General features: G+C 53.9%; 9 protein-coding genes, 1 tRNA gene, 2 rRNA genes and 1 other annotated feature. Of the genes, 8 read left to right on the top strand and 4 right to left on the bottom strand.

Annotated elements, in window-relative coordinates; genetic code table 11:
• Positions 1-8 precede the first annotated feature (8 nt).
• Both tyrA and ACR42C_RS17180 read left to right on the top strand, forming a co-directional pair.
• Positions 9-1,130 (top strand): bifunctional chorismate mutase/prephenate dehydrogenase, encoded by a 1,122-nt coding sequence (tyrA, locus tag ACR42C_RS17185; RefSeq protein WP_163330166.1) that lies wholly within the window; start codon positions 9-11, stop codon positions 1,128-1,130.
• Positions 1,131-1,190: 60 nt separating this feature from the next.
• Positions 1,191-2,063, top strand: a complete 873-nt coding sequence (locus ACR42C_RS17180; protein ID WP_316380198.1) for an SMP-30/gluconolactonase/LRE family protein — start codon at positions 1,191-1,193, stop codon at positions 2,061-2,063.
• Here the strand turns inward: ACR42C_RS17180 and pheA are convergent.
• The 4 genes from pheA to bamD all read right to left on the bottom strand — a co-directional run bounded on the left by pheA (position 2,060) and on the right by bamD (position 4,827).
• Entirely contained in the window at positions 2,060-3,220 is a 1,161-nt protein-coding gene (gene pheA, locus ACR42C_RS17175) for a bifunctional chorismate mutase/prephenate dehydratase (protein WP_116343784.1), read from the bottom strand. The genes ACR42C_RS17180 and pheA overlap by 4 nt on opposite strands.
• Before the next feature lie 30 nt (positions 3,221-3,250).
• Positions 3,251-3,376, bottom strand: a sequence feature (Phe leader region).
• Positions 3,328-3,375, bottom strand: a complete 48-nt coding sequence (gene pheL, locus ACR42C_RS17170; protein ID WP_100249759.1) for a pheA operon leader peptide PheL — start codon at positions 3,373-3,375, stop codon at positions 3,328-3,330. Its footprint overlaps the feature before it by 48 nt.
• Before the next feature lie 103 nt (positions 3,377-3,479).
• On the bottom strand, positions 3,480-3,821 hold the full coding sequence (gene raiA, locus ACR42C_RS17165) for a ribosome-associated translation inhibitor RaiA (protein WP_003863162.1): 342 nt from the start codon (positions 3,819-3,821) through the stop codon (positions 3,480-3,482).
• Between the two features lie 268 nt (positions 3,822-4,089).
• Complete coding sequence (bamD, locus tag ACR42C_RS17160; protein WP_023308867.1) at positions 4,090-4,827, bottom strand: outer membrane protein assembly factor BamD; 738 nt, start codon at positions 4,825-4,827, stop codon at positions 4,090-4,092.
• Positions 4,828-4,958: 131 nt separating this feature from the next.
• Between bamD and rluD the strand changes: the two genes are divergently transcribed.
• The 6 genes from rluD to ACR42C_RS17130 all read left to right on the top strand — a co-directional run bounded on the left by rluD (position 4,959) and on the right by ACR42C_RS17130 (position 14,584).
• Complete coding sequence (gene rluD / locus ACR42C_RS17155) at positions 4,959-5,939, top strand: 23S rRNA pseudouridine(1911/1915/1917) synthase RluD (protein ID WP_080330260.1); 981 nt, start codon at positions 4,959-4,961, stop codon at positions 5,937-5,939.
• Complete coding sequence (yfiH, locus tag ACR42C_RS17150) at positions 5,936-6,667, top strand: purine nucleoside phosphorylase YfiH (RefSeq protein ID WP_316380974.1); 732 nt, start codon at positions 5,936-5,938, stop codon at positions 6,665-6,667. The genes rluD and yfiH overlap by 4 nt, the downstream gene beginning before the upstream one ends.
• Positions 6,668-6,796: 129 nt before the next feature.
• The gene (clpB, locus tag ACR42C_RS17145) at positions 6,797-9,370 is read left to right on the top strand and encodes an ATP-dependent chaperone ClpB (RefSeq protein ID WP_116343782.1); all 2,574 of its coding nucleotides are present in this window, start codon (positions 6,797-6,799) and stop codon (positions 9,368-9,370) included.
• Positions 9,371-9,796: 426 nt separating this feature from the next.
• Positions 9,797-11,336: ribosomal RNA gene (locus tag ACR42C_RS17140) — 16S ribosomal RNA — on the top strand.
• Positions 11,337-11,421: 85 nt separating this feature from the next.
• Positions 11,422-11,497 (top strand) — tRNA-Glu (locus tag ACR42C_RS17135).
• A gap of 182 nt (positions 11,498-11,679) precedes the next feature.
• Positions 11,680-14,584 (top strand): 23S ribosomal RNA (locus tag ACR42C_RS17130).
• Together the 16S and 23S rRNA genes with 1 tRNA gene alongside form the textbook arrangement of a ribosomal RNA operon.
• The last annotated feature ends 5 nt before the right edge of the window (positions 14,585-14,589 follow it).

Here is a 14,589-nt window from a genome sequence, read left to right as displayed (position 1 = left end):
GGGTAGTTATGGTTGCTGAATTGACCGCACTGCGCGATCAAATTGATGAAGTAGATAAGGCGCTGCTGGACCTGCTGGCGCGCCGCATGGCACTGGTTGCTGAAGTCGGTGAGGTGAAGAGCAAATACGGCCTGCCGATTTACGTCCCGGAGCGCGAAGCCTCAATGCTGGCCTCCCGTCGTAAAGAGGCCCAGGCGCTGGGCGTTTCGCCGGATTTGATTGAAGATGTTCTGCGTCGCGTGATGCGGGAATCCTATTCCAGCGAAAACGACAAGGGCTTTAAAACCCTCTGCCCGTCCCTGCGGCCGGTGGTGATTGTCGGCGGAGCAGGACAGATGGGGCGTCTGTTCGAGAAAATGCTGACGCTTTCTGGCTATCAGGTGCGCATTCTGGAAAAAGAGGACTGGGCGCATGCTCCGGAACTGATGAAAGATGCCGGAATGGTCATCGTCAGCGTGCCGATCCACGTGACGGAGCAGATCATCGGAAAGCTCCCGCCTCTACCGAAAGATTGCATTCTGGTGGATCTGGCCTCCGTCAAAAATGGTCCTCTGCAGGCGATGCTGGCTGCACATACCGGCCCGGTGCTGGGCCTGCACCCTATGTTTGGCCCGGACAGCGGCAGCCTGGCGAAGCAGGTGGTGGTTTACTGCGACGGTCGTCAGCCGGAAGCCTATCAGTGGTTCCTGGAGCAGATCCAGGTCTGGGGCGCGAGGCTGCACCGCATCAGCGCGGTCGAGCACGATCAGAACATGGCGTTCATTCAGGCGCTGCGCCACTTTGCGACCTTTGCCTACGGTCTGCATCTGGCGGAAGAGAACGTGCAGCTTGAACAGCTGCTGGCGCTCTCTTCACCTATCTATCGTCTGGAGCTGGCGATGGTCGGGCGTCTGTTTGCGCAGGATCCGCAGCTTTACGCCGACATCATTATGTCGTCTGAAAATAACCTGGCGCTGATCAAGCGCTACTATCAGCGCTTTGGTGAAGCCATTACCCTGCTGGAGCACGGAGACAAGCAGGCGTTTATCGACAGCTTCCGCAAAGTGGAGCACTGGTTCGGCGATTACGCCACGCGTTTCCAGAGTGAAAGCCGCACGCTGTTGCGCCAGGCAAATGACAGTCGCCAGTAATCCAATGATGTATATACTGAAAGCCAGCAATGCTGGCTTTTTTCATTTTGGGGAACTGTCATGGCTGAACCGCAGCTGCTGTTGAACTACACCGGGCATCTGCCCGAATGCCCGACGTGGAGCGCAGAAGAAAATGCGCTTTACTGGGCGGATATTCTGGAAGGGGAGATCCACCGCTACCACCTGTCAACGGCGGAACATACCGTGCTCTCCTTCCATGAAGAGGTGGGCTGCTTTGCCCTGCGCGAGCGCGGCGGCTTTATTGTCGCCATGCGCAACGGCATATGGCTTGCCGATAAGCATGGGCTCCTGCAGCGTAAGGTGTGCGATAACCCCTCAAACCCGCAGCTCGCACGTTTTAATGATGGGGGGACCGACCATCAGGGACGCTTCTATGCGGGCACGTTCTGGGGGCCGGGAGATTACAACGGTGCCCTGCTGATGCGCATCGACAACGACCTGGCGCCGAAGGTGATCCAGTGCGATATTCACGGGCACAACGGCTTAGCGTTTAGCCCGGATAAGCGGTGGATGTTTACCTCCGACACGCCAAACGGCGTAATTTACCGTACGCCGCTTGATGAGCATGGTGACCCTGGCAGGCGCGAGGTGTTTCGTCAGTTTAAAGCGGGAGAAGGGATACCCGACGGCGCGGCGATGGATGTGGAAGGCTGCTACTGGAGTGCGCTGTTTGACGGCTGGCGTATTGCGCGTTTTTCTCCGCAAGGGGAGCAACTGGAAGAATACCGCATGCCGGTGCGTTGCCCGACGATGGTCTGCTTTGGCGGCGACGACATGAAAACGCTGTTCATTACCACCACGCGGGAAAATATGGATGCGGAGGAGGTGGAGAAGTATCCGCTCTCCGGCGGCATCTTCACCCTGCCTGTCAGCGTAGCAGGGATGAAGAAAAGCCGGTTTATCGAACGTTAAGCCGGGTCAACCGGGACGACGTTTTCGCTCGGATAGCAGCCCAGCACTTTCATGGAGCGCGTGATTTCGCCCAGTTCGCGCAGGGCTTTCTGCATGGAAGCTGACTCCAGGTTGGCCTGGATATCGAGGTAGAACATCTCTTCCCACGGGTTACCGTGGATTGGGCGTGATTCCAGTTTGGTCATGATCAGGTTGTGGTTGCGCAGCACCAGCAGGGCTTCAACCAGCGCGCCGGCCTGCTGGCCGGTTGCCATCAGCAGCGTGGTTTTCGCCGGCACCTGGTCTGACACGTTGATAGCCTTGCGGGCCAGCACCACGAAACGGGTGATGTTTTGCGTCTGGTTTGCCAGGTTGCGTTCCAGCACTTGCAGTCCATACAGCGCGCCGCCCGCTTCGCTGCCGAGCGCTGCAACGGTTGGGGAGTTGGCCTGCGCCACTTTTTCCATCGCCGCCGAGGTGCTTTCGGTGTACTCAATTTTCCAGTTCGGATAGCGGTTCAGGAACTGGCTGCACTGCTGGAACGGCTGCGGATGGCTGTACACGGTTTCGATCGTGCTCAGGTCGGTTGAGCCGGAGACCAGCACGCAGTGATCGATAGGGATCGTCAGCTCGCCGACAAGTGACAGGCTGGTGTGCTGCAGTAAATCATAGACGTCGTTAATGGCACCGGAGCTGGTGTTTTCAATCGGCACGACGGCGTAATCGGCCTGGCCGGTCTCGACCTGGTTAAAAATGTCGGCAAACTTCGCACAGCCGCTCTCAATAAATTCTTCGAAGTGGCGCGCGGCATATTGACGTGCGGCCAGGTGAGAGTAGGAGCCTTTAGGCCCGAGGAAGGCGATGCGTGCCGAGTGCGGGTTGGTTTTGTTCAGATGCTGCTGGAGTAACGCTTGCTGGGTGAGAACGGAGTCTTCGATGATGAGCTGGAACAACCGGGTGATGTAATGGGCATCGAGGTGATGCGCTCTGCCTAGCTGGATCAGACGCTCCAGCAGGTCGCGCTCGCGGTCGATATCACGCACCGGGCGATGGGAGTCCAGTTTGGCTTTGCCTACTTCAATGGCGAGCGCGCGGCGTTCGGCCAGCAGCGCCAGCAATTTTTCATCCAGCGCGCTGATTTTTACTCGCAGATCCAGTAACGGGTTTTCCGGTGTCATAGTGTTGCCTGTCTCATTTTATCGTTATCAATAAAAAAGGCCCCCCGGTATGGGAGGCCTTATTGTTCGTCTTCGCATTCTTTATCACACGACGAAACGCCTCCCGTTCAGGGGAAGGTAAAAAAGAATGCGAAGAAGAACGGCGTAAGTTTCATAAAGTCATCCTGTGATTGATACCGTTAAAGTACCCGTACTGTTTTCACCCTGTCAATAAAAAACGCGCCCGAAGGCGCGTTGGCGGTACACTCAATTTAAAGGATTACTCTTCTTCAACTTCTTCCGCGAAGCTGGCGTCTTTCACCGATGTCGCGGCGCGACGGGCTTCACCTTTGTGTTGCACTTTATTGAGCTGCCGTTCCAGCTTGTTGATCAAATCGTTAATAGCGGTGTACATATCCTCGTGTTTTGCGCTGGCGACCAGATGGCCGTTTGGAGTATTGATAGTTGCGTCAGCGATGAAACCCTGGGGCTCCTTGGACAGGATGATATGTGGATTAATCAAATGAGTTTGCCATTTATCCAGTTTGGCGAGACGGTCTGCGACGTGCTGGCGAATTGCCGGAGTAATTTCCATTTGTTTACTGGTAATGTTCATTGTCATAAATTTTACCTCTTGTCTTTCCGTCTTGGTGATTCCAGCATACCCGACCTAATGTCAAAATGTGTGATTTAGATCACGTTATTTTGTCGGTTTTTGTCAGGGAATCTTTTTTGTGAGGCAGGGCAGGAAGAGGTGAGATTTACCTTGTGGAAGGTACGAATTGCGGTCATAGTTGACGGGATGTGTTGAGGCTAAAGCGCTTCAGCGGATGTCTGAAATGAATAAAGAAACGGCAGCCTTCTGGCTGCCGTTTTGCATTGAAGCGATATCAGGTGTTGCTGCTGTTCGCAGCGATGATTTTCGCCACTTTTTCAGCCTGAGCGGTCATCTGCATCTGACGGTAAGCATTTTCCATCAGCTTCAGGCCGTCACGCGTTGCCTGAGTATCCGGATAATCACGCAGCATACCTTCTACGCGGTTAACCACAGCAACCCATGCGCCACGGCGGGTATAGTATTCCGCAACGGAGTATTCATACTTTGCCAGACGATCTTTCAGGAACACCAGACGTTTGGTTGCGTCGGTGACGTACTGACTGTTCGGATAGCCGCGCACCAGCTTGGAGAAGTCATTGAAGGCATCGCGCGCATGCTGCGGGTCACGGTCGGAACGATCCACGCCGAAGAAGCCCTGCAGCGCACTATCATCCAGCGCCATGTTGGTCAGACCGCGCATGTACATAACGTAATCGATGTTAGGATGAGTCGGGTTCAGACGCATGAAACGATCGATAGTTGCCTGAGCCAGCGGCAGATCGGCATTTTTGTAGTAGGCGTAGATGAGATCTAACTGTACCTGCTGCGAATACGGACCAAACGGATAGCGATTATCCAACGCTTCCAGTTGCGTTATCGCCTGTTTCCAGTTACCGTCCTGCAACTTTTGTTGTGCAGTCGCATAGATTTCATTCGGCGGATTGTCAGGGACCTGTTCATTCGAACCGGAGCAGCCCACCAAAGCCAGGCTCAACGTGGCCGCTGCCACCAGATATTTCATGCGCGTCATGACGTTTTGACTTTCCTCAAATGTTTGTCCGGGAGAAACTCTGTTCCTGCTCCCGATTAAGACCAGCTACAATAGCACACTATATTAAACGGCAAAGCCGTAAAACCCAACGTTAAACAAAGAAGCAGTTTATGGCACAACGAGTAGAACTCACCGCAACAGTCTCCGAAAATCAGCTCGGTCAACGCTTAGATCAGGCTTTGGCCGAATTGTTCCCTGATTATTCGCGTTCACGCATAAAAGAATGGATCCTTGACCAGCGTGTGCTGGTAAACGGCAAGATCTGGGACAAACCAAAAGAGAAAGTGTTTGGTGGGGAAGCTGTTGCCATCAATGCTGAAATCGAAGAGGAAATCCGCTTCGAGCCGCAGGATATCCCGCTGGACATCGTCTATGAAGATGATGACATTCTGGTGATCAACAAGCCGCGCGACCTGGTTGTACATCCGGGCGCGGGTAATCCTGACGGTACGGTGCTTAATGCACTTCTCCATTATTATCCGCCGATCGCGGATGTTCCACGTGCAGGCATCGTTCACCGCCTGGATAAAGACACCACCGGTCTGATGGTAGTGGCGAAGACTGTTCCTGCTCAAACTCGTCTGGTGGAATCACTGCAGCTGCGTGAAATCACCCGCGAATATGAAGCGGTGGCGATTGGGCACATGACTGCTGGCGGCACGGTAGAAGAGCCGATCAGCCGTCACCCGACGAAACGTACCCATATGTCGGTGCATCCGATGGGTAAACCTGCGGTGACGCACTATCGCATTATGGAGCACTTCCGTATTCATACCCGCCTGCGTCTGCGCCTGGAAACCGGGCGTACTCACCAGATCCGCGTTCACATGGCGCACATTACCCATCCGCTGGTGGGGGATCAGGTGTACGGTGGGCGTCCGCGTCCGCCAAAAGGCGCATCGGATGAGTTCATCAGCGTATTGCGTAAATTCGACCGTCAGGCGCTGCACGCGACCATGCTGCGTCTTTATCATCCGATTACAGGAATCCAGATGGAGTGGCATGCGCCTATCCCGCAGGATATGGTGGAACTTATTGACGCCATGCGTGCCGATTTCGAAGAACATAAGGATCAAGTGGATTGGCTATGACCAAACTGATTGTCCCGGAGTGGCCGCTGCCTGCAGGCGTGGCCGCCTGTAGTTCGACCCGTATTGGCGGCGTGAGCCAGGGCGCGTGGGAGTCTTTAAACCTCGGCGCGCACTGCGGCGACAGCCTGGAGCACGTTGAAGAGAACCGCACGCGTCTCTTTGCTGCGGGAAATCTGCCGTCGAAACCGGTCTGGCTGGAGCAGGTTCACGGTAAAGCGGTACTGAAGCTGACGGGAGAACCATACGCTTCTAAACGCGCCGATGCCTCTTACAGTAATACTCCGGGCACGGTTTGTGCCGTCATGACAGCCGATTGTCTGCCGGTTCTGTTCTGTAATCGCGCAGGCTCTGAAGTGGCTGCCGCGCATGCGGGCTGGCGTGGCCTGTGCGAGGGCGTTCTGGAAGAGACTGTCTCCTGCTTTAATGATGATCCCGCCAATATCATGGCGTGGCTTGGTCCGGCGATTGGGCCTCGTGCTTTTGAAGTGGGGCCAGAGGTTCGCGAAGCCTTTATAGATAAAGATCCGCAAGCCATTGAGGCCTTCCTGCCTGCCGGGGAAAAATATCTGGCGGATATTTATCAGCTTGCCCGCCAGCGCCTGAATAATATTGGCGTAATGCAGATCTTCGGTGGCGATCGCTGTACGTTCACCGAAAAGGGTGATTTTTTCTCCTATCGCCGCGACAAGACGACGGGTCGTATGGCAAGTTTCATTTGGCTGATATAACCTAAAGAATCAAGACGATCCGGCACGTGCCGTTTTCTTTTCACATAATTCAGGTCATTAACCTTGAATAATTGAGGGATGACCTCATTTAATCTCCAGTAGCAAATTTGACCTGTTATGGGAGGAGTTATGCGTCTGGATCGTCTTACTAATAAATTCCAGCTTGCTCTCGCCGATGCCCAGTCCCTTGCACTGGGGCACGACAACCAGTTTATCGAACCTCTTCATTTAATGAGCGCCTTGCTAAATCAGGAAGGGGGATCGGTACGTCCTTTATTAACGTCTGCTGGCATTAATGCTGGCCAGTTACGCACCGCTATCGATCAGGCGCTGAGCCGTTTACCGCAGGTAGAAGGTACCGGCGGTGACGTGCAGCCGTCTCAGGATCTGGTGCGAGTGCTGAACCTTTGCGACAAGCTGGCGCAAAAACGTGGGGACAACTTTATTTCGTCGGAACTGTTTGTTCTGGCGGCGCTTGAATCACGCGGTACCTTGACCGACCTGCTGAAATCTGCCGGTGCAACCACCACCAATGTGACTCAGGCGATTGAGAAAATGCGCGGAGGTGAAAGCGTGAACGATCAGGGAGCCGAAGACCAACGTCAGGCTTTGAAGAAATTTACGGTCGATCTGACCGAACGCGCTGAGCAGGGCAAACTTGACCCGGTGATCGGCCGTGACGAAGAGATCCGCCGTACGATTCAGGTACTGCAGCGTCGTACCAAGAACAACCCGGTGCTGATTGGTGAACCGGGTGTCGGTAAAACCGCCATCGTTGAAGGGCTGGCACAGCGTATCGTGAACGGCGAAGTGCCGGAAGGGCTGAAAGGCCGCCGCGTACTGGCGCTGGATATGGGCGCGCTGGTGGCCGGTGCGAAATACCGCGGGGAGTTCGAAGAGCGTCTGAAAGGCGTGCTGAACGACCTGGCGAAACAGGAAGGCAACGTTATTCTGTTTATCGACGAACTGCACACCATGGTGGGTGCCGGTAAGGCGGACGGCGCGATGGATGCCGGGAACATGTTGAAACCTGCGCTGGCGCGCGGTGAACTTCACTGCGTTGGTGCCACTACGCTTGATGAGTACCGTCAGTACATTGAAAAAGATGCTGCGCTGGAACGTCGTTTCCAGAAAGTGTTTGTCGCTGAGCCAAGCGTTGAAGATACCATCGCGATCCTGCGTGGTCTGAAAGAGCGCTATGAACTGCACCACCACGTGCAAATTACTGACCCGGCCATCGTTGCGGCGGCGACGCTTTCGCATCGTTACATCGCCGACCGTCAGTTGCCCGATAAGGCCATTGACCTGATTGATGAAGCAGCTTCAAGCATTCGTATGCAGATTGACTCGAAGCCGGAAGAGCTGGACAGACTTGACCGACGCATCATTCAGCTCAAGCTGGAACAGCAGGCGCTGAAGAAAGAGTCTGATGAGGCCAGTAAAAAACGCCTCGATATGCTCAATGAGGAACTGGACGATAAAGAGCGCCAGTATTCTGAGCTGGAAGAAGAATGGAAGGCAGAAAAAGCCTCCCTGTCAGGCACGCAGACTATTAAAGCAGAACTCGAACAGGCAAAAATTGCCATTGAGCAGGCGCGACGCGTGGGCGACCTGGCGCGGATGTCGGAGCTGCAGTACGGCAAAATCCCTGAGCTGGAAAAACAGCTTGAAATCGCCACGCAGTCTGAAGGCAAAACCATGCGTCTGTTACGTAACAAAGTGACTGATGCGGAAATTGCTGAGGTGCTGGCGCGCTGGACCGGTATTCCGGTGGCACGCATGATGGAAAGCGAACGCGATAAGCTGCTGCGCATGGAGCAAGATCTGCATCAGCGCGTGATTGGTCAGGATGAGGCAGTTGAGGCAGTGTCCAATGCTATTCGTCGTAGCCGTGCCGGGTTGTCCGATCCTAATCGTCCGATTGGTTCATTCCTGTTCCTGGGGCCAACCGGTGTCGGTAAAACCGAACTGTGTAAAGCGCTGGCTAACTTTATGTTCGACAGCGACGACGCGATGGTGCGTATCGATATGTCCGAGTTTATGGAGAAACACTCCGTCTCGCGTCTGGTCGGTGCGCCTCCGGGATATGTTGGTTATGAAGAGGGTGGTTACCTGACCGAAGCGGTGCGTCGTCGTCCTTATTCCGTCATTCTACTGGATGAGGTGGAAAAAGCGCATCCGGATGTGTTCAACATCCTGCTGCAGGTGCTGGACGATGGTCGTCTGACCGACGGGCAGGGGAGAACGGTCGATTTCCGTAATACGGTAGTTATCATGACCTCGAACCTGGGTTCCGATTTGATTCAGGAACGTTTCGGTGAGCTGGACTACAGCCATATGAAGGATCTGGTGCTCGGTGTGGTGAGCCATAACTTCCGTCCGGAGTTCATTAACCGTATTGACGAAGTGGTGGTATTCCATCCTCTGGGTGAGAAACATATTGCGTCGATTGCGCAGATCCAGCTGCAGCGTCTGTACAAACGTCTGGAAGAGCGTGGTTATGAAATTCACATCTCCGACGATGCGCTGAAGCTGCTGAGCGAGAATGGTTACGATCCGGTGTACGGTGCGCGTCCATTAAAACGTGCTATCCAGCAGCAGATCGAAAACCCGCTGGCGCAGCAGATCCTCTCCGGAGAGCTGATTCCGGGCAAAGTTATCCGTCTGGAAGCCAACGACGATCGCATTGTGGCAGTGCAGTAAGTCACAAAACGCAAAAACGAGCCGCTTGCGGCTCGTTTTTGTTTAAAAACCAGGCGAAAATTGAGGTCTGGGATGCGTTTCGCCTGGAAAGTGAGCAGTCAGTAAATAATTTTCACTTTATCCTTGCAGCTTCGGAATTACTCCCTATAATGCGCCTCCACTGACACGGAACAACGGCACACACGCCGCCGGGTCAGCAGAGAAAGGCAAAATAAACGCTTGACTCTGAAGCGGGAAAGCGTAATATGCACACCCCGCGCCGCAGCGAAAACGAAGCGGCACTGCTCTTTAACAATTTATCAGACAATCTGTGTGGGCACTCAAAGTGACATGGATTCTTAACGTCGCAAGACGAAAAATGAATACCAAGTCTCTGAGTGAACATGCGTAATTCATTACGAAGTTTAATTCACGAGCATCAAACTTAAATTGAAGAGTTTGATCATGGCTCAGATTGAACGCTGGCGGCAGGCCTAACACATGCAAGTCGAACGGTAGCACAGAGAGCTTGCTCTCGGGTGACGAGTGGCGGACGGGTGAGTAATGTCTGGGAAACTGCCTGATGGAGGGGGATAACTACTGGAAACGGTAGCTAATACCGCATAACGTCGCAAGACCAAAGAGGGGGACCTTCGGGCCTCTTGCCATCAGATGTGCCCAGATGGGATTAGCTAGTAGGTGGGGTAACGGCTCACCTAGGCGACGATCCCTAGCTGGTCTGAGAGGATGACCAGCCACACTGGAACTGAGACACGGTCCAGACTCCTACGGGAGGCAGCAGTGGGGAATATTGCACAATGGGCGCAAGCCTGATGCAGCCATGCCGCGTGTATGAAGAAGGCCTTCGGGTTGTAAAGTACTTTCAGCGGGGAGGAAGGCGATAAGGTTAATAACCTTGTCGATTGACGTTACCCGCAGAAGAAGCACCGGCTAACTCCGTGCCAGCAGCCGCGGTAATACGGAGGGTGCAAGCGTTAATCGGAATTACTGGGCGTAAAGCGCACGCAGGCGGTCTGTCAAGTCGGATGTGAAATCCCCGGGCTCAACCTGGGAACTGCATTCGAAACTGGCAGGCTAGAGTCTTGTAGAGGGGGGTAGAATTCCAGGTGTAGCGGTGAAATGCGTAGAGATCTGGAGGAATACCGGTGGCGAAGGCGGCCCCCTGGACAAAGACTGACGCTCAGGTGCGAAAGCGTGGGGAGCAAACAGGATTAGATACCCTGGTAGTCCACGCCGTAAACGATGTCGACTTGGAGGTTGTGCCCTTGAGGCGTGGCTTCCGGAGCTAACGCGTTAAGTCGACCGCCTGGGGAGTACGGCCGCAAGGTTAAAACTCAAATGAATTGACGGGGGCCCGCACAAGCGGTGGAGCATGTGGTTTAATTCGATGCAACGCGAAGAACCTTACCTACTCTTGACATCCAGAGAACTTAGCAGAGATGCTTTGGTGCCTTCGGGAACTCTGAGACAGGTGCTGCATGGCTGTCGTCAGCTCGTGTTGTGAAATGTTGGGTTAAGTCCCGCAACGAGCGCAACCCTTATCCTTTGTTGCCAGCGGTTAGGCCGGGAACTCAAAGGAGACTGCCAGTGATAAACTGGAGGAAGGTGGGGATGACGTCAAGTCATCATGGCCCTTACGAGTAGGGCTACACACGTGCTACAATGGCGCATACAAAGAGAAGCGACCTCGCGAGAGCAAGCGGACCTCATAAAGTGCGTCGTAGTCCGGATTGGAGTCTGCAACTCGACTCCATGAAGTCGGAATCGCTAGTAATCGTGGATCAGAATGCCACGGTGAATACGTTCCCGGGCCTTGTACACACCGCCCGTCACACCATGGGAGTGGGTTGCAAAAGAAGTAGGTAGCTTAACCTTCGGGAGGGCGCTTACCACTTTGTGATTCATGACTGGGGTGAAGTCGTAACAAGGTAACCGTAGGGGAACCTGCGGTTGGATCACCTCCTTACCTTAAAGAACCTGCCTTTGCAGTGCTCACACAGATTGTCTGATGAAAAGTAAGCAGCAAGGCGTCTTGCGATTGAGACTTCAGTGTCCCCTTCGTCTAGAGGCCCAGGACACCGCCCTTTCACGGCGGTAACAGGGGTTCGAATCCCCTAGGGGACGCCACTTGCTGGTGCGTGAGTGAAAGTCACCTGCCGTCATATCTCAAAACTGACTTACGAGTCATGTTTGAGATATTTGCTCTTTAAAAATCTGGATCAAGCTGAAAATTGAAACGACACACATGTTATGTGTGTTCGAGTCTCTCAAATTTTCGCAATCAGAAGTGAAACATCTTCGGGTTGTGAGGTTAAGCGACTAAGCGTACACGGTGGATGCCCTGGCAGTCAGAGGCGATGAAGGACGTGCTAATCTGCGAAAAGCGCCGGCGAGGTGATATGAACCTTTGACCCGGCGATGTCCGAATGGGGAAACCCAGTGTGTTCCGACACACTATCGTTAACTGAATACATAGGTTAACGAGGCGAACCGGGGGAACTGAAACATCTAAGTACCCCGAGGAAAAGAAATCAACCGAGATTCCCCCAGTAGCGGCGAGCGAACGGGGAGCAGCCCGGAGTCTGAATCAGCTTGTGTGTTAGTGGAAGCGTCTGGAAAGTCGCACGGTACAGGGTGACAGTCCCGTACACGAAAATGCACAGGCTGTGAACTCGAAGAGTAGGGCGGGACACGTGGTATCCTGTCTGAATATGGGGGGACCATCCTCCAAGGCTAAATACTCCTGACTGACCGATAGTGAACCAGTACCGTGAGGGAAAGGCGAAAAGAACCCCGGCGAGGGGAGTGAAAAAGAACCTGAAACCGTGTACGTACAAGCAGTGGGAGCACCTTCGTGGTGTGACTGCGTACCTTTTGTATAATGGGTCAGCGACTTATATTCTGTAGCAAGGTTAACCGTATAGGGGAGCCGAAGGGAAACCGAGTCTTAACTGGGCGTTAAGTTGCAGGGTATAGACCCGAAACCCGGTGATCTAGCCATGGGCAGGTTGAAGGTTGGGTAACACTAACTGGAGGACCGAACCGACTAATGTTGAAAAATTAGCGGATGACCTGTGGCTGGGGGTGAAAGGCCAATCAAACCGGGAGATAGCTGGTTCTCCCCGAAAGCTATTTAGGTAGCGCCTCGTGAACTCATCTTCGGGGGTAGAGCACTGTTTCGGCTAGGGGGCCATCCCGGCTTACCAACCCGATGCAAACTACGAATACCGAAGAATGTTATCACGGGAGACACACGGCGGGTGCTAACGTCCGTCGTGAAGAGGGAAACAACCCAGACCGCCAGCTAAGGTCCCAAAGTCATGGTTAAGTGGGAAACGATGTGGGAAGGCACAGACAGCCAGGATGTTGGCTTAGAAGCAGCCATCATTTAAAGAAAGCGTAATAGCTCACTGGTCGAGTCGGCCTGCGCGGAAGATGTAACGGGGCTAAACCATGCACCGAAGCTGCGGCAGCGACGCTTATGCGTTGTTGGGTAGGGGAGCGTTCTGTAAGCCGTCGAAGGTGGCCTGTGAGGGCTGCTGGAGGTATCAGAAGTGCGAATGCTGACATAAGTAACGATAAAGCGGGTGAAAAGCCCGCTCGCCGGAAGACCAAGGGTTCCTGTCCAACGTTAATCGGGGCAGGGTGAGTCGACCCCTAAGGCGAGGCCGAAAGGCGTAGTCGATGGGAAACAGGTTAATATTCCTGTACTTGGTGTTACTGCGAAGGGGGGACGGAGAAGGCTATGTCAGCCGGGCGACGGTTGTCCCGGTTTAAGCGTGTAGGTGTGTGTTCCAGGCAAATCCGGTTCACTTTAACACTGAGGCGTGATGACGAGGCACTACGGTGCTGAAGTGATAAATGCCCTGCTTCCAGGAAAAGCCTCTAAGCATCAGGTAACACGAAATCGTACCCCAAACCGACACAGGTGGTCAGGTAGAGAATACCAAGGCGCTTGAGAGAACTCGGGTGAAGGAACTAGGCAAAATGGTGCCGTAACTTCGGGAGAAGGCACGCTGATATGTAGGTGAAGCCCCTGCGGGTGGAGCTGAAATCAGTCGAAGATACCAGCTGGCTGCAACTGTTTATTAAAAACACAGCACTGTGCAAACACGAAAGTGGACGTATACGGTGTGACGCCTGCCCGGTGCCGGAAGGTTAATTGATGGGGTTAGCGGCAACGCGAAGCTCTTGATCGAAGCCCCGGTAAACGGCGGCCGTAACTATAACGGTCCTAAGGTAGCGAAATTCCTTGTCGGGTAAGTTCCGACCTGCACGAATGGCGTAATGATGGCCAGGCTGTCTCCACCCGAGACTCAGTGAAATTGAACTCGCTGTGAAGATGCAGTGTACCCGCGGCAAGACGGAAAGACCCCGTGAACCTTTACTATAGCTTGACACTGAACACTGGTCCTTGATGTGTAGGATAGGTGGGAGGCTTTGAAGCGTGGACGCCAGTCTGCGTGGAGCCGTCCTTGAAATACCACCCTTTAATGGCTGGTGTTCTAACGTGGACCCGTAATCCGGGTTGCGGACAGTGTCTGGTGGGTAGTTTGACTGGGGCGGTCTCCTCCCAAAGAGTAACGGAGGAGCACGAAGGTTAGCTAATCCTGGTCGGACATCAGGAGGTTAGTGCAATGGCATAAGCTAGCTTGACTGCGAGAGTGACGGCTCGAGCAGGTGCGAAAGCAGGTCATAGTGATCCGGTGGTTCTGAATGGAAGGGCCATCGCTCAACGGATAAAAGGTACTCCGGGGATAACAGGCTGATACCGCCCAAGAGTTCATATCGACGGCGGTGTTTGGCACCTCGATGTCGGCTCATCACATCCTGGGGCTGAAGTAGGTCCCAAGGGTATGGCTGTTCGCCATTTAAAGTGGTACGCGAGCTGGGTTTAGAACGTCGTGAGACAGTTCGGTCCCTATCTGCCGTGGGCGCTGGAGAATTGAGGGGGGCTGCTCCTAGTACGAGAGGACCGGAGTGGACGCATCACTGGTGTTCGGGTTGTCATGCCAATGGCACTGCCCGGTAGCTAAATGCGGAAGAGATAAGTGCTGAAAGCATCTAAGCACGAAACTTGCCCCGAGATGAGTTCTCCCTGAGACTTTAAGTCTCCTGAAGGAACGTTGAAGACGACGACGTTGATAGGTCGGGTGTGTAAGCGCAGCGATGCGTTGAGCTAACCGATACTAATGAACCGTGAGGCTTAACCTTACAAC

The organism is Enterobacter sp. MG-EB028 (assembly GCF_056673305.1).
This window is presented reverse-complemented; position numbering and strand designations above follow the sequence as displayed.